This window comes from Pseudorhodoferax sp. (assembly GCF_047601025.1).
GTDB lineage: Bacteria > Pseudomonadota > Gammaproteobacteria > Burkholderiales > Burkholderiaceae_C > Pseudorhodoferax.
Map to the genome: position 1 here is coordinate 1,521,730 of NZ_JASGJZ010000001.1, position 17,559 is coordinate 1,539,288.

The 17,559-nt window shown below is 70.7% G+C and carries 13 protein-coding genes and 1 pseudogene; 11 read left to right on the plus strand and 3 right to left on the minus strand.

Annotated elements, in window-relative coordinates; translation table 11 throughout:
- The first annotated feature begins 57 nt into the window (after positions 1-57).
- The gene (locus tag QM782_RS07100; protein WP_415202214.1) at positions 58-510 is read left to right on the plus strand and encodes a DUF1810 domain-containing protein; all 453 of its coding nucleotides are present in this window, start codon (positions 58-60) and stop codon (positions 508-510) included.
- Positions 511-639: 129 nt separating this feature from the next.
- Here the strand turns inward: QM782_RS07100 and QM782_RS07105 are convergent, their stop codons facing one another.
- The gene (locus QM782_RS07105) at positions 640-2,958 is read right to left on the minus strand and encodes an ATP-binding protein (RefSeq protein WP_415202215.1); all 2,319 of its coding nucleotides are present in this window, start codon (positions 2,956-2,958) and stop codon (positions 640-642) included.
- A gap of 118 nt (positions 2,959-3,076) precedes the next feature.
- Here QM782_RS07105 and QM782_RS07110 point away from each other — a divergent pair, with 118 nt between their 5' ends.
- The 4 genes from QM782_RS07110 to QM782_RS07125 all read left to right on the plus strand — a co-directional run bounded on the left by QM782_RS07110 (position 3,077) and on the right by QM782_RS07125 (position 7,639).
- Positions 3,077-4,282, plus strand: coding sequence for a threonine ammonia-lyase (locus QM782_RS07110; protein WP_415202216.1), 1,206 nt, complete (start codon positions 3,077-3,079; stop codon positions 4,280-4,282).
- A 35-nt stretch (positions 4,283-4,317) separates the two neighbouring features.
- On the plus strand, positions 4,318-4,479 hold the full coding sequence (locus QM782_RS07115; RefSeq protein ID WP_415202217.1) for a hypothetical protein: 162 nt from the start codon (positions 4,318-4,320) through the stop codon (positions 4,477-4,479).
- 279 nt (positions 4,480-4,758) lie between these two features.
- On the plus strand, positions 4,759-6,639 hold the full coding sequence (locus QM782_RS07120; protein WP_415202218.1) for a phosphoenolpyruvate carboxykinase (GTP): 1,881 nt from the start codon (positions 4,759-4,761) through the stop codon (positions 6,637-6,639).
- Positions 6,640-6,910: 271 nt separating this feature from the next.
- On the plus strand, positions 6,911-7,639 hold the full coding sequence (locus QM782_RS07125; protein WP_415202219.1) for a PEP-CTERM sorting domain-containing protein: 729 nt from the start codon (positions 6,911-6,913) through the stop codon (positions 7,637-7,639).
- 227 nt (positions 7,640-7,866) lie between these two features.
- On the opposite strand, the gene QM782_RS07130 is transcribed toward QM782_RS07125, so the two are convergent.
- Positions 7,867-10,533, minus strand: coding sequence for an EAL domain-containing protein (locus QM782_RS07130; protein ID WP_415202220.1), 2,667 nt, complete (start codon positions 10,531-10,533; stop codon positions 7,867-7,869).
- 317 nt (positions 10,534-10,850) lie between these two features.
- Between QM782_RS07130 and QM782_RS07135 the strand changes: the two genes are divergently transcribed.
- The 3 genes and pseudogenes from QM782_RS07135 to QM782_RS07145 all read left to right on the plus strand — a co-directional run bounded on the left by QM782_RS07135 (position 10,851) and on the right by QM782_RS07145 (position 13,848).
- Positions 10,851-11,801, plus strand: coding sequence for an ATP-binding cassette domain-containing protein (locus tag QM782_RS07135; RefSeq protein ID WP_415202221.1), 951 nt, complete (start codon positions 10,851-10,853; stop codon positions 11,799-11,801).
- Positions 11,798-12,598 (plus strand): ABC transporter permease, encoded by an 801-nt coding sequence (locus QM782_RS07140; protein WP_415202222.1) that lies wholly within the window; start codon positions 11,798-11,800, stop codon positions 12,596-12,598. Before QM782_RS07135 ends, QM782_RS07140 begins: the two co-directional genes overlap by 4 nt.
- A gap of 237 nt (positions 12,599-12,835) precedes the next feature.
- Positions 12,836-13,848 (plus strand): annotated as a pseudogene (locus tag QM782_RS07145) (cytochrome-c peroxidase).
- Positions 13,849-13,876: 28 nt separating this feature from the next.
- Here QM782_RS07145 and QM782_RS07150 read toward each other — a convergent pair.
- The gene (locus QM782_RS07150; protein WP_415202223.1) at positions 13,877-14,083 is read right to left on the minus strand and encodes a heavy-metal-associated domain-containing protein; all 207 of its coding nucleotides are present in this window, start codon (positions 14,081-14,083) and stop codon (positions 13,877-13,879) included.
- 170 nt (positions 14,084-14,253) lie between these two features.
- On the opposite strand from QM782_RS07150, the gene QM782_RS07155 reads away from it, so the two are divergent.
- The 3 genes from QM782_RS07155 to QM782_RS07165 are packed head-to-tail and all read left to right on the plus strand — an operon-like array spanning position 14,254 to position 17,455.
- A complete protein-coding gene (locus QM782_RS07155) occupies positions 14,254-16,650 on the plus strand; it encodes a heavy metal translocating P-type ATPase (protein WP_415202224.1) in 2,397 nt (798 codons plus the stop codon).
- A complete protein-coding gene (gene cueR / locus QM782_RS07160) occupies positions 16,650-17,051 on the plus strand; it encodes a Cu(I)-responsive transcriptional regulator (RefSeq protein ID WP_415205606.1) in 402 nt (133 codons plus the stop codon). The genes QM782_RS07155 and cueR overlap by 1 nt, the downstream gene beginning before the upstream one ends.
- Complete coding sequence (locus QM782_RS07165) at positions 17,048-17,455, plus strand: hypothetical protein (protein ID WP_415202225.1); 408 nt, start codon at positions 17,048-17,050, stop codon at positions 17,453-17,455. Before cueR ends, QM782_RS07165 begins: the two co-directional genes overlap by 4 nt.
- Positions 17,456-17,559 lie beyond the last annotated feature (104 nt).

The window sequence follows — 17,559 nt, forward strand, 5'->3', positions numbered from 1 at the left end:
CCACGGCCCTCCGCCCCCTTGAGGGGGTTGGCGGAGCACGCAGCGCGGAGACTGTGGGTGTTTGATTTCCACCACTTCGTGCAGGCCCAGGCGCCGGTCTGGCCGCAGGTGCTGGCCGAGCTGCGCGCCGGCCGCAAGACCAGCCACTGGATGTGGTTCGTGTTCCCGCAGCACGTGGCGCTGGGGCGCAGCGCGATGGCGCGGCGCTTCGGCCTGGCCTCGCGGGAGGAGGCGGCCGCCTACCTCGCGCATCCGCTGCTGGGCCCGCGGCTGGTGGAGGCCGCGGCGCTGGTACTGCAGGCCGCGCAGGACCGCAGCGCGCACGACATCTTCGGCGCGCCGGACGACCTGAAGCTGCGTTCGTGCATGACGCTGTTCCAGGCCGCCGCGCCCGCGGAGCCGGTGTTCGGCCAGGTGCTGGCGCGCTGCTACGGCGGGCAGGCGGACGCGGCGACGCTGGCGCTGCTGGCGGGCGGTGCAGCCGCCGGGGCCGCGGCACCACGCTCCTAGCATTCGTCGTCCGTCGACGGAGCGCTCCGCCAGATCACGGCCGACGGCCCCTTCCACACCACGACGGGCCCACGCCTCACTGCGCCGCACACGCCCCGCCATCGGGCAGTGCGTCAGCGCGTCAGCGCGTCAGCGCACGAACCCGATCCCCCGGCTTTCGCGCACCTCGGGCTTGATGCGGTGCTCGGCCTCGAGCTGCTCCAGGAACTCCTCGGCCGTGAAGGCGGTGGCGAGGATGTCGGTCTGGCGCTTCACCGCCGCGAAGTCGCCGGGGCACAGCTGCTCCAGCTTGGCGAGCCGCGCGCGCAGCGCGTCGTCCAGCCGCGCCGCGTCGCCGTCCAGCGCCTCGACCACGAACATGCGCTCGCGCTGCGCGGCCGTCAGCGGCTTGAAGCGGATCTTGAACGTGAAGCGCCGCAGCGCGGCCTGGTCGATGCGGTCCATCAGGTTGGTGGTGCAGATGAACACGCCGCGGTGGCGCTCCATGCCCTGCAGCATCTCGTTGACCTCGGTGACCTCGTAGGTGCGCTGGGCGCCGCGCCGGTCCTGCAGGAAGCTGTCGGCCTCGTCCAGCAGCAGCACGGCGCGCTCGGCCTCGGCCTCGCGGAACATCGCGGCCATTTGCTGCTCGGTCTCGCCGACGAACTTGCTCATCAGGTCGCTGGCGCGCCGGACCATCAGCGGACGCTCCAGCGCGCGCGCAATGTGCTCGGCCAGCGCCGTCTTGCCGGTGCCGGGCGCGCCGTGGAAGCACAGGCTGCCGTGGCCGCGCGCCTTGAGTGCCTGCACGATGCGGCCGATCTCGAAGCGGCTCTCGACGTTCAGCATCTCCAGGTCGTAGGCCGTGGCCGGCGGCGGGCCGGCGCGTTCCTCGCTGTGGCGGCCCAGGGCCTTGTCGGCGTTGCACAGCTGGCGCTCGATCAGCTGCTCCATGCCGGCGCCGCCGTCGCTGCGGGCCAGGCCGGCGAAGCGCGCGGCCGTGCGGATCTGCGCCGGCGTCAGGCCCTTGCGCTCGGTCAGCCGGGCGACGAAGGCGTCGGACACCGGCAGGCCCTCCAGCGTCCTGCGCACCAGGCCTTCGCGCGCGCCGGGCGGCGGCGACTTCAGTTCCAGATGGTAGGCGAAGCGGCGGCGGAAGGCCGGGTCGATCTGCTCGATGCGGTTGGTGACCCACAGCGTGGGCACGGTGTTGCTCTCCAGGATCTGGTTGACCCAGGCCTTGCCGCTGACCGAGCCGCTGGCCGCCGGCGCGGCCACCTGCTCGGCGCGCGCCATCAGCTGCGCGGCCTCGGTGCTGATCGGCGGAAACACATCCTCGACCTCGTCGAACAGCAGCGCGGCCTGCACGCTGCCCTTCAGGAACACCTGGGCGATCTGCAGCGAGCGGTAGCGGTCGCGGCCCGACAGCGAATTGCCGTCGCGGTCGGCGTACTCGACCTCGAACAGGTCCAGGCCGGCGGCCTCGGCGACCACGCGCGCGAGTTCGGTCTTGCCGGTACCGGGCGGACCGTACAGCAGGATGTTGACGCCGGGCTCCTTGCGCGCGACGGCGTTGCGCAGCAGCGTGACCAGCACCTGCGCGTCCTCCTGCACGAAGCCGAAGTCGGCCAGCGCCAGCCGGCTCCTGGTGGCCGGCCGCGTGAACACGGCCATCAGCTCGCTCTGGTCGCGGTACTCGCGCATCAGCACCGGCGGCAGCTTCTCGCTGACCTTCATCAGGTCCGCCAGGTCGGTGATGTTGTGCTCGGAGATCAGGTTCTCGACCAGGCCGATGCGCTCCAGCCGCGAGCCGGCGCGCAGCGCCTCGCCGACCTCGGTGGGACTGACGCCGGCGACCTCGGCCAGCGCCGCGTAGGCCTCCGGCGCGTTGTTGACCTTGACTTCCACCAGGATGGTGCGCAGGTCGCGCTGGTAGCGCGCCAGCGTGCCGTACAGCAGCAGCGCGCGCTCGGCGCGGTTGAGCTGCAGCAGGCCGGCCAGCGCGTCGATGTTCTTCTCGACCAGCGTGGACTGCCGCTTCAGCACGCGGGTCAGCCACTCGCAGGTCACGTTCAGGGCCGACAGCAGGTCCTTGGGCTGGTCCTTCGCGTACTCGTCCAGGTAGAAGAACAGCGTGCCCTCCTCGTACGGACCGCGCCAGATGCCGTGGCGCTCCATGAACTCGGCGGTGGACAGGCCGGTGTGGCCGCGCCAGAACTCGTTGTCCTTGCAGCGCCGGGCCAGGAACTCGCGCAGCCGCGCCAGCACCGGCTGCGGCCACACCAAGTGGCGGCCGGCCATGGCCAGCAGGCTGTTCAGGTCGCGCCGCACGTTGAACTTGGGCCCCTGGCGGGCGACCAGCGTGAGCACGAAGTGCGAACACATCAAGTCCAGTACCGGCGCGGCCTCCAGCCCGGGCGAGGCGATCACCTGGGCGGCCACCGGTTCGCGGACCGCACGCTTCACCATGGATGCATCTCCAGTCATCAAGGCAACGTAGGCCACGATAACGCAGCGCTCGGCCCTTTGGGAAGACGCTGCCCCGAAAACGCCCGCCGGCGCGGCGTTTGCGCCCCACAATGCGCCCATGCCCACCCTCGACGACATCCGCCAGGCCGCCCTGCGGCTCGACGGCCAGGTGCTGGCCACGCCCTGCGTGGAATCGCGCACGCTGTCGGACATCACCGGCGCGCAGGTATTCCTGAAGTTCGAGAACCTGCAATTCACCGCCTCGTTCAAGGAGCGCGGCGCCTGCAACAAGCTGGCGCGCATGGCCGAGGCCGGCGCCACCGCGCAGGGCGTGGTCGCGATGAGCGCCGGCAACCACGCCCAGGGCGTGGCCTACCATGCCCAGCGGCTGGAGCTGCGCGCCGTGATCGTGATGCCGCGCTTCACGCCCGGCGTGAAGGTGGAGCGCACGCGCAGCTTCGGCGCCGAGGTGGTGCTGCACGGCGACTCGCTGGACGAGGCGCGCGCCCACGCGCTGGCGCTGGCGCAACAGCAGGGCCTGGCCTTCGTACACCCCTACGACGACGAGGACATCGTCGCCGGCCAGGGCACGGTCGGCCTGGAGATGCTGGCCCAGGTGCCGGCGCTGGAGACGCTGGTCGTGGCCGTCGGCGGCGGCGGGCTGATCGCCGGCATCGCCACGGCCGCGCGCGCGCTCAAGCCCGGCATCCGCATCGTCGGTGTGCAGACCACGCGCTTTCCGGCCATGGTCAACCGCGTGACCGGCGCCCGCCATCCACAGGGCAGCAGCACGATCGCCGAGGGCATCGCGGTCGGCACGCCGGGCCGCATCACCGAGGCGATCGTGCGCGCCAAGGTGGACGAGCTGATGCTGGTGGAGGAGGCCGACATCGAGCAGGCCATCCTGATGCTGCTGGAGATCGAGAAGACCGTGGTCGAAGGTGCCGGCGCGGCGGGCCTGGCGGCGCTGCTGCGCGCGCCGGAGCGCTTCCGCGGCCGCAAGGTGGGGCTGGTGCTGTCCGGCGGCAACATCGAGCCGCTGCTGCTGGCCGCCATCATCGAGCGCGGCATGGTGCGCTCGGGCCGGCTCGGCCGCATCCGCGTCAGCGCACCCGACCATCCGGGCGCGTTGGCCCGCATCGCCGCCATCGCCGCCGAGACCGGCGCCAACATCGACCAGGTCGAGCACCAGCGCGCGTTCACGGCCGTGGCCGCCGGCAACGTGGACATCGAATTGGCGGTGCAGACGCGCGGCCACAGCCACCTGGAGCAACTGGCCCAGGCGCTGCAGGCCGCCGGATTCGAAACCCGTACGCTGCGCTGACTACAATGCCGCGTTTTCGTGCGAAGGAAGAAGCCATGTCCGATCCCCACGCCCCCGCCGCCCCGAACCCGCACGAGGTCGCCACCCATGAGGCCGACCCGGTCGAGGCCGTCACCTCGGTGATCCCCATCGTGCTGCCCATCGTCGGCGGCGTGATGATGTTCCTGCTGGCCTTCATCGCCGTGTCGATGGCCTGAGCCACCGTTCCCTCCTCCCCCTCGCAGAAGGCCCGTTCGGGCCTTTTTGTTTTTGCGCGCACGGTTCTGGTGTTCGCCGTCGCCATGCATAAACCTATGCGCGGTTTGCATGGATTTGCCCCCCGAAGATTCGACGCCCGCTGCCGGGCTCCCTAAAATCGGCGTCCCCGGCAGGCCCGTCGCCCGCATCCGGCCGCACCTGACGTCTTCCCCAAAGCTTCGCCCGCCAGCACCGCGTGCGGTTTTGCGAAAGACGATTTCTCAACTTAGGAGCTGCCCATGAATGCACCCGCGATGAAGGGATTGCAAATCAATCCCCCCGCATACGTGAAGAACGCCAGGCTGATCGCCTGGATCGCCGACATCGCCGCGCTGACCCAGCCTGCCAGCATCTACTGGTGCGACGGCAGCGAAGAGGAATACCAGCGCCTGTGCCAGCAGCTGGTCGATGCCGGCACCTTCAAGAAGCTGAACCCGGCCAAGCGCCCGAACTCCTTCCTGGCGCTGTCCGACCCGTCGGACGTGGCGCGCGTGGAAGACCGCACCTTCATCTGCTCCGAGCGCAAGGAAGACGCCGGCCCGACCAACAACTGGACCGCGCCGGCCGAGATGCGCGCACTGCTGCAGACCGGCGAGAACGCGCTATTCAAGGGCTGCATGAAGGGCCGCACCATGTACGTGGTGCCGTTCAGCATGGGCCCGCTGGGCTCGGACATCGCCCACATCGGCGTCGAGCTGTCCGACAGCCCCTACGTGGCCGTGAACATGAAGATCATGACCCGCATGGGCAAGGCCGTGTACGACGTGCTGGGCGTGGACGGCGACTTCGTGCCCTGCGTGCACACCGTGGGCGCGCCGCTGGAACCGGGCCAGGCCGACGTAAAGTGGCCCTGCAACAAGACCAAGTACATCGTGCACTATCCGGAGACGCGCGAGATCTGGTCCTACGGCTCGGGCTACGGCGGCAACGCGCTGCTGGGCAAGAAGTGCTTCGCGCTGCGCATCGCCTCGACCATGGGTCGCGACCAGGGCTGGCTGGCCGAGCACATGCTGATCCTGGGCGTGACCAAGCCGGACGGCAAGAAGTACCACGTGGCCGCGGCCTTCCCGAGCGCCTGCGGCAAGACCAATTTCTCGATGCTCGTGCCGCCGTCCGGCTTCGAGGGCTGGAAGGTCACCACCATCGGCGACGACATCGCCTGGATCAAGCCGCAGCCCGACGGCTCGCTGCGCGCGATCAACCCCGAGGCCGGCTACTTCGGCGTGGCCCCCGGCACCAACTACAAGACCAACCCCAACTGCATGCGCAGCCTGGACCGCGACGTGATCTTCACGAACGTGGCGCTGACGGACGACGGCGACGTCTGGTGGGAGGGCATGGAAGACGACGTGCCCGGCAAGGCGCTGCCGGCGCACCTGATCGACTGGCAGGGCAAGGACTGGACGCCGCAGATCGCGCGCGAGACCGGCGCGAAGGCCGCGCACCCGAACGCGCGCTTCACCGTGGCCGCCACCAACAACCCGGCGCTGGACGAAGCCTGGGATGATCCCAAGGGCGTGAAGATCGACGCCTTCATCTTCGGCGGCCGCCGCTCGACCACGGTGCCGCTGGTGACCGAGGCGCGCAACTGGGCCGAAGGCGTCTACATGGCCGCCACCATGGGCTCGGAGACCACGGCCGCGGCCGCCGGCCAGCAGGGCGTGGTGCGCCGCGACCCGTTCGCGATGCTGCCGTTCATGGGCTACAACATGAGCGACTACTTCCAGCACTGGCTGAACCTGGGCGCCAGGCTGGCCCAGGCCGGCGCCACGCTGCCGCGCATCTACACCACCAACTGGTTCCGCAAGGGCCCGGACGGCAAGTTCGTCTGGCCCGGCTACGGCGAGAACATGCGCGTGCTGAAGTGGATGATCGACCGCATCGAGAACAAGGCCCAGGGCAGCGAGCACGTGTTCGGCGTGAGCCCGGCCTACGAGGAGCTGAACTGGACCGGCCTGGATTTCAGCGCCGACCAGTTCGCGCACGTGACCAGCATCGACAAGGCCGCCTGGCAGGCCGAACTGAAGCTGCACACGGACCTGTTCACGCAGCTGGCCTACCACCTGCCCCGGGAAATGGGCGAGATCAAGCAGCAGATCGAGACGCGCCTGGCGGCCTGAGCGCCACCCGCACCGCACGCGAAGCCACCGGCCTGCCGGTGGCTTTTTCTTTGGTGTCCTCGGGCCACGGTACCTGGCCGCCCGACCGTGAAATAAGTTCTATCGAGATGTCACTATTTATTACATATGGATTCTCCCATTCAAAGGGATTGATGAAATTCCTTTGAATATCAATGTGTTATGACGACATTCCCCGCTGGCACGGATGCTGCTTATGAAGTCTCGCAAGGGCGAATTTGCCCTCCCCCCAAACTTCCCAAGGAGCCTTGACATGCAATTTCTGAACAAAGTACTCGCCGGTGCAACCCTTGCCGCAGCCATGGCCGCAACCGCCCAGGCCGGCGTGGTGTCGGTCGGCGGCGTGACGTGGAATACCGATGACGTGATCGATTTCAGCGGCACCACCGACACGGTCCGCCAGCTGATCGGCGCGGACGGTTCGCTGTCCGGCTCGGGCCTGATCACCAAGATCAACGGCAGCGGCAGCTTCTGCACCGCCTGCACCACCCTGAGCTTCACGTTCGGCGGCTACGAGCAGCTGACGGGCTCGCTGCCTGCCCCGGGCTCGTCGGGCACGAGCAACCTGACCTACTCCGACGGCTGGGTCAAGGTCTATGCCAACTACGCTGACGGCAGCAGCGCCCTGTGGCTGGACATGGTGGCCCACGCCATCGGTGATTTCAACGGCACCACCTTGATGGGCAGCATCACGACGGTGCTCGGCTCGGTGTCCGGAATGAACGGCCTGGGCTGGCTCGACGTGGTCGGCGGCCTGGCCGCCGATTACTTCGATACCAATGCCATGGCGGATGGCTCGGACTTCACGTTCAGCACCACCTTCACCAGCTACTACCCCGATTTCACCAACGCCGTGGGCTCGGGTACCTTCACCAGCCGCTCGGACGTCCCCACCGCCGATGTCCCCGAGCCGGCTTCGATCGCGCTGATGGGCCTGGGCCTGCTGGGCTTGGCCGCTCGCCGCCGCAAGCAGGCTCAGTAAGCACCGTCCAGCCAGGAGCCGCTCGTCCCTCGGGCGCTCCTCCCCTCGCAGCAGCCCGGCAGGTGCAACCCGCCGGGCTGCTTTCCTTGGAGGGGGCAGCGCAGAATGACGGACACGGCCCCCTGCCGATGAGGCAGAGCACGCAACGTGACGCCGTCTGCACCACCCCTCCTGCTCCTCGGATCAAATGCCGGCCGGGGCACCAGCCGCGACGACGGCCCGCCCCGTCACGACGGCGGGGTCGCCAAGGCCTCGCGCATGCGCGCCTCGGCCTGGTCGGCCGGCGCCGGCCAGCCCAGCAGGTAGCCCTGGAACGCGTCGCAACCGGCCTGCCACAGCTCGTGATGCTGGGCCTCGGTCTCCACGCCTTCGGCGATGACCGCCAGGCCCAGGCTGTGGCCCAGGCCGATGATGGTGCGCGCAATCACGCCCGCATGGGCGCTCAGGAACAGGTCGCGCACGAACGACTGGTCGATCTTCAGCTGGTCCAGCGGCAGCCGCTTGAGGTAGGACAGTGAGGAGTAGCCGGTGCCGAAGTCGTCAAGCGAGAAGCCCACGCCCAGCCGCTTGAGCGCCAGCATCTTGTCGATCACCGCCTCCACGTCGTCGGCCAGCATGCTCTCGGTCAGTTCGAGCTTGAGCCGCTCCGGCCGTGCGCCGCTGCGCGCGAGCAACGCCTCGATGCCGGCCACGAAATCCGGCTGGCCTAGTTGCTGGGCGCTGACGTTGACGGACACCGTGCAGAGGGCCATGGCCGGCTGCCCGGCCCAGCGGACCAGCTGCGTACAGGCCGCTTCCAGCACCCAGTTGCCGAGCAGTCCGATCAGCCCGCTTTCCTCGGCCAGCGGAATGAACTGGCCGGGCGGCACGCTGCCGCGCTGCGGATGCTGCCAGCGCAGCAGCGCCTCGAAGCCGACCGTGTCGCCATGCCGGTCGACCTGGGGCTGGTAGTGCAGCAGGAACTCTTGCGTGCGCAGGCCCTGGCGCATGTCGGCCTCCAGCGCGGCGCGCGCGGCCAGCTCGGCCTGCATGGCCGGGTCGTAGAAGCAGACGGTGTTGCGGCCCGCGGCCTTGGCCTGGTACATGGCGACGTCGGCCATCTTCAGCAGGTCTTCCATGGACACGGCGTCCGACAGGAACAGCACGGCGCCGATGCTCGGCGTGCTGCGGTGCTGCAGTTCCCCGATCTGGTACGGCTGGCCCAGCGCACGCAGGACCTTCTGCGCGATGACCTCCACCTGCGCAGCCGCCTCGCCCGGACGCGGGCTCAGCGACTCCAGCAGCACCACGAACTCGTCGCCGCCCAGGCGTGCCACGGTGTCGGCCTCGCGCACGTTCTCGCGCAGCCGGCCGGCCACCTGGCACAGCAGCAGGTCGCCCATGTCGTGGCCCTGGGTATCGTTGAGCAGCTTGAAGTTGTCCAGGTCCAGGAACATCACCGCGCCGTGACGGCCCGAGCGCCCGCTGCCGGCCAGCGCGTGCTGCAGCCGGTCCTGCAGCAGGCGGCGGTTCGGCAGGCCGGTCAGCGGGTCGAAGAACGCCAGGCGGTGGATCTCCTCCTCGTCGCGGCGGCGCTGCGAGATGTCCTGCACCAGGCCGATGAACACGGTCTGGCCGTGCTGCAGCGTCTTGGACACGCTCAGGTGCATCGGGAACCGGCTGCCGTCCTTGCGCTGACCCTCGACGTCGCGGCCGATGCCGAGCACGCGCGCCTCGCCGGTGCGCTGGTAGCGGTCGAGGTAGCCGTCGTGCTGGCTGCGGTGCGGCTCGGGCATCAGCATGCTGACGTTGCGGCCCAGCAATTCGCTGGCCTCGTAGCCGAACATGCGCATGGCCGCCGCATTGGCCGAGGTCATGATGCCCCGCGTGTCGATCGTGATCACGCCGTCGATCATGCTGTCCAGGATGGCCTGGGTGCGCCGCAGCGCGTCCTGCAGCGCCAGTTCCTGGTTCTTGCGCGCGGTCACGTCGGTGATGAAGCCGGCCCACACCACGTCGCCGTCGATCAGGCGCCGGGGCCGCGCATCGCTCAGCAGCCAGCGGCAGCTGCCATCGGGCAGCAACAGCCGAAATTCGTGCTGCCAGAGCCCGAGCTGCTGGGCGGAATCGCGCAGGGAAGCCTCGAACACGCCGAGATCGTCCGGATGCACGCAGTCGCGCAGGAAGTCGGCACCGGCCTGCGCCTGCTGCGGCGTCACGCCGAACAGCTCCATGATGGCCGGGCTGGCGTACGGGAAGTAGCCCGTGCCGTCCGCCCGCATGCGCAGCTGGTAGACCATGCCCGGCACGTGCGCCGCGATGCCGCGCACCAGGTGGCGGGCGACCTCGCGCTCGCGCTCGGCGATCTTGAAGCGGGTGATGTCGCTGCAGCTGCCGGACATGCGGCGCACCCGGCCGTCGGCCCCGCGCTCGCAGATGCCCCGCGCCAGCACCCAGATCGTGCGTCCGTCGCGCAGCAGGCAGCGAAACTCCAGCTCGTAGCGCAGGCACTGCGCATCGCGCAGGTACTCGCGCAGCTCCTGGAGCACGCGCGTCTTGTCCTTGGGATGCAGCAGGTCGCGCCAGTCGACCGAGATCGCCTCGCCCGGCGACAGGCCATGCATCTCGCGCCAGCGCTCGGAGACGAACGACTCGCCGCGCACGAAGTCCACGTCCCACCAGCCATCGTTGGTGCCGTTCAGGATCCGGTCGCGGCGCTGGTCGGACTCCTCCTGCAACCGTCGCAGCCTGCGCTGGTGCCACAGCCAGCCCAGGCCGATCGAGACGCCGAGCACGCCCAGCAGCAGCATCGACAGGACCCAGGGACCATGCGGAAGGAAGCTGGCATGGCGCCACAACTCCACGACGCCGGCGAGCAAGCCCCCTGCCGCCAGCACCGCCACGCCGATCGCCATACGGCCGCACCAATGCTGCCGCAGCCTCATCGCTTCCGGCGCCGCTGGCTGAAGAATTCCTCGGCGCCATCCGGCCGATGCAGGCATAAGTGTCTGATTTCAGAAGCGAACTTGTTCTGGGACTATTTTCAGCGCAAATAAGGACGCAGACATGCGCGGAATCGAACCATCGTCGTTTTCTTGACGAACATCAAGACTTGCCGGCGGCTCCCGGCCGACGGCGATGGGCTGCGGGACCGCCGGCTGCCCCGCGATTCGACGATGGCGCACCAGGCAACCGCCAGCCAGCCCCGGCACCTCTCGCCGACAATGCCCCGATGCCCACCCCCTTGTTCGACGTGCAGTCGCTGACCAAGCGCTATGGCGCGAACACCGTGGTCGACGGCCTGTCCTTCTCCATCACGCCCGGCGAATGCCTGGGCGTGATCGGCCCCAACGGCGCCGGCAAGACCACCACGATCCGCATGTGCCTGGGCCAGACCGCGCCCGACGCCGGCAGCATCGCCTACCAGGCGGCCGACGGCCGGCGCCTGGCCATGCCGGCCGACGCGCTGGCCATCAAGGCCGAGCTGGGCGTGGTCTCGCAGTTCGACTCGCTGGACCCGGACTTCGACTGCCGCGAGAACCTGCTGGTCTACGGCCGCTACTTCGGCATGCGCCGCGCCGACATCGAGGCGCGCATCCCCCGGCTGCTGGCGTTCGCGGCGCTGCAGAACAAGGCGCAGGCCCGGCCGGCAGAACTGTCCGGCGGCATGAAGCGGCGCCTGAGCCTGGCGCGCGCGCTGGTCAACGACCCGCGCCTGCTGCTGCTGGACGAGCCGACCACCGGCCTGGACCCGCAGGCCCGCCACCTGATGTGGGAGCGGCTGCAGCTGCTGCTGCAGCAGGGCAAGGCCATCCTGCTGACCACGCACTTCATGGACGAGGCCGAGCGCCTGTGCTCGCGCCTGCTGGTGCTGGACCACGGCAGGAAGATCGCCGAAGGCCGCCCGCGCGAACTGATCGCCGCGCACCTGGAGCCCGAGGTGGTCGAGGCCTACGGCAACGGCGCGCTGGCGCTGGCCCGCGACCCGGTCCACGCCGCGCTGCGCGCGCTGGCCGCGCGCGTGGAGGTCAGCGGCGAGACCGTGTTCTTCTACACGCGCGAGGCCAAGCCGCTGCTCGACGCGCTGGGCCGGCACGGCCAGCTGCGCACCCTGCACCGGCCGGCCAACCTCGAAGACCTGTTCCTGAAACTCACGGGGCGGCAGATCCGCGACGACGCATGACGACTCCGAGCATCTGGCGCGCGCCGCAGCTGTCCATGCGCTGGTGGCCCGTGTTCCTGCGCAACCTGCTGGTCTGGCGCAAGCTGGCCATTCCCAGCCTGGTCGGCAACATCGCCGAGCCGCTGATGTGGCTGGTGGCCTTCGGCTACGGCATGGGCGCGCTGGTCGGGCAGGTGCGCCTGGAGGGCCAGCAGGTGCCCTACATCCTGTTCCTCGCCTCCGGCTCGATCTGCATGAGCGCGATGAACGCGGCCTCGTTCGAGGCGCTGTACTCGGCCTTCTCGCGCATGCACGTGCAAAAGACCTGGGAGGGCATCATGAACGCGCCGGTCAGCCTGGACAACCTGGTGCTGGCCGAGCTGCTGTGGGCCGCGTTCAAGTCCATCTTCACGGTCGCGGCCATCTTGTGCGTGATGCTGGGCCTGGGCATCAGCCACAGCTGGAAGCTGCTGGTGGCGCTGCCCGCGCTGCTGGCCGCCGGCGTGATGTTCAGTGCGATCGCGCTGATCTTCAACGCGCTGGCCAAGGGCTACGACTTCTTCACCTACTACTTCACGCTGGTGCTCACGCCGATGATGTTCCTGTCGGGCGTGTTCTTCCCGCGCGAGCAACTGCCCGGCGCCGTGCGCATCGTCTCGGACTGGCTGCCGCTGACGAACGCCGTGGAGCTGGTGCGCCCGCTGTTCCTGGACCGCTGGCCGGAGCACGCGCTGCGGCACGGCCTGGTCGTCACGGCCTACGCGGTCGCGGCGTTCTGGGTCGCGCTGGCGCTGACGCGCCGGCGCTTCCGCGCCTGAGCGAACAGCCCGCCTCCTGGCGCACGGCCTCGACGCGCTGCCCGGTCCTGGCCCCCAGGCACCGGCGCGTTGACCCAGGACAAGGCGCGCCCGCCCCCGCTGCCGAGAATGCCGATGCGGGGCCGGCAGCCCACGGCGGCACCCCTGGCCCCGCCGGGCAGGCATGGCGTACAGACACCGGCGCGGCAGGCCCGCCGCCCACGACGACCGGTGCGCAGAAAGAGAAAGCCCCACGCCATGCCCCGCAGATCCATTTCCCTCGCAGGCGCCATCGCCGCCGCCGTGTTCGCGCTCGGCGCCGCGGCCCAGCAGCCGGCGGCCCAGGCCGAGCCCATCCAGCCCATCGCGGCGCCCGTGGTCGGCGACCCGGCCAAGGTGCAGCTCGGCAGAAGCTGTTCTTCGACCCGCGGCTGTCCCGGTCCGGCTTCATCTCCTGCAACTCCTGCCACAACCTGAGCATGGGCGGCACGGACAACCTGAAGGCCTCGATCGGCCACAACTGGCAGAAGGGCGGCATCAACTCGCCCACCGTGCTGAACTCCAGCATGAGCATCGCGCAGTTCTGGGACGGCCGCGCCAAGGACCTGCGCGAGCAGGCCGGCGGCCCGATCGCGAACCCGGCCGAGATGGCCTCCTCGCACGAGCTGGCCATCAGCATCCTGGCCTCGATCCCGGGCTACCGGCAGGAATTCAAGCAGGTCTACGGCAAGGACGCGATCGCGATCGAGCAGGTCACCGATGCGCTGGCCGCGTTCGAGGAGACGCTGGTCACGCCGAACAGCCGCTTCGACCAGTGGCTGCGGGGCGACGCCAAGGCGCTGAGCAAGGACGAGCTGGCCGGCTACCAGCTGTTCAAGAACAGCGGCTGCGTGGCCTGCCACAACGGCCCGGCCGCCGGCGGCACCTCGTTCCAGAAGATGGGCCTGGTGGCGCCCTACCAGACCTCGCACGAGGCCCTGGGCCGCGCCGGTGTGACCGGCAAGGACGTCGACCGGATGAGCTTCAAGGTGCCCACGCTGCGCAACGTGGAGCTGACCTACCCGTACTTCCACGACGGCGAGGCCGCCACGCTGACCGAGGCGGTGGACCTCATGGGCCGGCTGCAGCTCGGCCGCACCTTCACCGCCGAGGAGAACGCCAGGATCGTCGCCTTCCTGAAAACGCTGACCGGCGAGCAGCCGCAGATGGCGCTGCCGATCCTGCCGCCCTCCAGCGACAGCACGCCGCGGCCCGAGCCGTTCAAGCGCTGAAGGCGCGGCGCGCCGTCCGGCAAACGCCTCAGGCCGCCACCGGCCGGGGCGTGTAGCCAGCCTCCTCGATGGCGCGCTGCAGCGCCGCCGCGTCGGCACGGCCGGGCTCGACCTGCACGCGCCGGCCGGAGAGGTCGACCTCGACCCGGGCCGTCGGGTCGGCGGCCTGCACCGCCTTGGTGATGCTGGCCACGCAGTGGCCACAGCTCATGTCCTGTACGTCGAACGCGATCATCGAAGACTCCTGGTGTGATGGGATGAAGGCGAGTCTGAACCTTTCCACCGTGGCAAGGTCAAGTGGTCCGCGCCGTGTATCCCCATGAAGAAGAACACCGGGGGTTGACCTTACCATCATGGCAAGGTTCAGAATCCGCCGCGTCGTCCACCATTCCAGGAGTCTCCTGCATGTCCGCCCCCGCATTGCGCCTGCAGATCGAAGGCATGAGCTGCGCCTCGTGCGTCGGCCGGGTCGAGAAGGCCTTGCGCGCCGTGCCCGGCGTCGGCGACGCCAGCGTGAACCTGGCGACCGAGGTCGCCAGCGTGCAGGGCACGGCCGGTCTGGACGCCCAGCCGCTGGCCGAGGCCGTGCGCAAGGCCGGCTACGAGGTGGCGACGGCGCACCACCGCCTGCAGATCGAGGGCATGAGCTGCGCCTCCTGCGTGGGCCGGGTCGAGAAGGCGCTGCGGCGCGTGCCCGGCGTGCTCGACGCCTCGGTCAACCTGGCCACCGAGCAGGCGACGGTGCAGGCCCTGTCCACGGTACCGGTACAGGCCCTGCTGGACGCCAGCGCCCAGGCCGGCTACCCGGCGCAGGCGCTGCAGGAGGGCCGCAGCGCCCCCCCCGCGCGCGGCACGCCCTGGTGGCCGGTGGCCGTGGCCGCGCTGCTGACGCTGCCGATGGTCGCGCCCATGCTGCTGCAACCCCTCGGCGTGCACTGGATGCCGCCGGGCTGGGTGCAGCTGCTGCTGGCCGCGCCGGTGCAGTTCTGGCTCGGCGCGCGCTTCTACCGCGCGGGCTGGAAGGCGCTGCGCGCCGGCAGCGGCAACATGGACCTGCTGGTCGCGCTCGGCACCTCGGCCGCGTTCGGCCTGTCGCTGTACCTGCTGCTGCGCCATGCCGGCCACGGCGGGCATGGCGCCGAACCGCACCTGTACTTCGAGGCCTCGGCCGCCGTCGTCACGCTGGTGCTGCTCGGCAAGTGGCTGGAGGAGCGCGCCAAGCGCCAGACCACCGACGCCATCCGCGCGCTGAACGCGCTGCGCCCGGCCACGGCCCGGGTGCGCCGCGACGGCGCCGAGCAGGACATCCCCATTGAGCAGCTGCGCGTGGGCGACCTGGTGCTGGTGCACCCGGGCGAGCGCATCGCCGCGGACGGCGAGATCGTGCAGGGCGCCACGCACGTGGACGAATCGCTGCTGACCGGCGAGAGCCTGCCCGTGGCCCGGGGCGTGGGCGACCGCGTGACCGGCGGCGCCATCAACGCCGAGGGCGCGCTGGTGGTGCGCACGCTGGCCGTCGGCGCGGAGACCCAGCTGTCCCGCATCATCCGGCTGGTCGAATCGGCGCAGGCCGCCAAGGCGCCGATCCAGCGCCTGGTGGACCGCGTGAGCGCGGTGTTCGTGCCGGTGGTGCTGGCGATCGCGCTGGCCACGCTGGTGGGCTGGGTGGCCGCCACCGGCGACTGGGAGCATGCGCTGGTCAACGCCGTCGCGGTGCTGGTGATCGCCTGCCCCTGCGCGCTGGGCCTGGCCACGCCCACGGCCATCATGGCCGGCACCGGCGTGGCCGCGCGCCACGGCATCCTGATCCGCGACGCGCAGGCGCTGGAGGTGGCGCACGCCGTGACGCTGGTGGCCTTCGACAAGACCGGCACGCTGACCGAGGGCAAGCCGGCCCTGGTGGCCGTGCAGCCGGCCGCCGGCCGGGACGCGGACGAGGTGCTGCGCCTGGCCGCCGCGCTGCAGGCGCGCAGCAGCCACCCGCTGGCGCTGGCGGTGCTGCAGCGTGCGCAGCAGCAGGGCCTGGCGCTGCCCCCGGCCGAGGACGCCGGCGCGCTGCCCGGCCGCGGCGTGCAAGGCCGCGTGGACGGCCGCCCGCTGGCGCTGGGCAGCACGCGGCTGCTGCGCGAGCGCGGCATCGCCGCCGGCCCGCTGGCCGCCGAGGCCGAGCGGCTGGAACACGAAGGCCGCACCGTCTCCTGGCTGATCGAGGACGGCGGCACGTTGCTCGGCCTGCTGGCCTTCGGCGACACCGTCAAGCCCACGGCCGCGGCCGCCATCGCGCGGCTGCGCGCACTGAACATCGCCACGCTGATGCTGACCGGCGACAACCGCGGCGCCGCCGAAGCCGTGGCGCGGCAGCTGGGCATCACCCGCGTGCAGGCCGAGATGCTGCCCGAGCACAAGGCCGAGGTGGTGCAGCGCGAGCGCGCGGCCGGGCAGGTGGTCGCCTTCGTCGGCGACGGGCTGAACGACGGCCCGGCGCTGGCCGCGGCCAGCTGCGGCTTCGCGATGGCCGGCGGCGCCGACGTGGCCACCGAGACCGCCGACGTCACGCTGATGCGCGGCGACCTGCGGCTGGTGGCCGACGCGCTGGACCTGTCGCGCCGCACCTACGCCAAGATCCGCCAGAACCTGGGCTGGGCCTTCGGCTACAACGCGCTCGGCATCCCGCTGGCCGCGCTCGGCTACCTGAACCCGGTGATCGCCGGCGCGGCCATGGCCTTCAGCAGCGTCAGCGTGGTCGGCAACGCGCTGCTGCTGCGCCGCTGGCGCGGCAGCCAGCACGGGAGCGGCGCATGATGAACATCGGCCAGGCCGCCAAGGCCAGCGGCGTGTCCGCCAAGATGATCCGGCACTACGAGAGCCTGGGCCTGTTCCCCGAGGCCGCGCGCAGCGAGGCCGGCTACCGGCGGTACGGCGACCGGGAGATCGCCACGCTGCGCTTCATCCGCCATTCGCGCGACCTGGGCTTTTCGCTGGCGCAGATCCGCGACCTGCTGGACCTGTGGCGGGACCGCAAGCGGCCGAGCCGCCAGGTCAAGGCGCTGGCCGAGGCGCACCTGGCCGAACTGGACGCCAAGCTGGCCGAGCTGCAGGCCGTGAAGGCCACGCTGGAACACCTGGTGCACTGCTGCCACGGCGACGACCGGCCGGACTGCCCCATCATCGACACGCTCGCCGGCCTACACTCGCACCCGTGAACCGCCTGCGCCTGCCACGTCCCTGGCTGATCCTGCTGCTGGCCGTGCTGCTGCCGCTGCGCGGCGCGCTGGCCATGGCGCTGCCGTGCGCGCCGGCGGCCACCGCCGCCGCCACGGCGCAGGCCCATGCCAGCCACCACGAGGCCCGGGCCATGGAGCAGGCCCACGCGGACTGCCACGGCAGCCTTGCCGCGCCGACCGTCGAACCCGGCCCGGACGATGCGCACGCCGCCCACCAGGGCTGCACGCACTGCGCCGCGTTCTGCACGCTGACGCCGCTCGCGGACAGCGGCAGCGCTGCCGCCGACCCGCCGGCGCTGCCCGCGGCCGCGTTCCCTCCGCTGGCCATCGCCGCCGCGCGCTTCGAGCGCGACGGCCCCGAACGCCCACCCCGAAGCCGCTGACGCCGCACGGCCTCCGCCCGAGGCCGGACCAGGCTCGCGCGTGCGTTGCGCACGCGCGCCGGCCGATGCCGCCTGGCGGCGGCATCGGCGCCAGATGTTCTTCC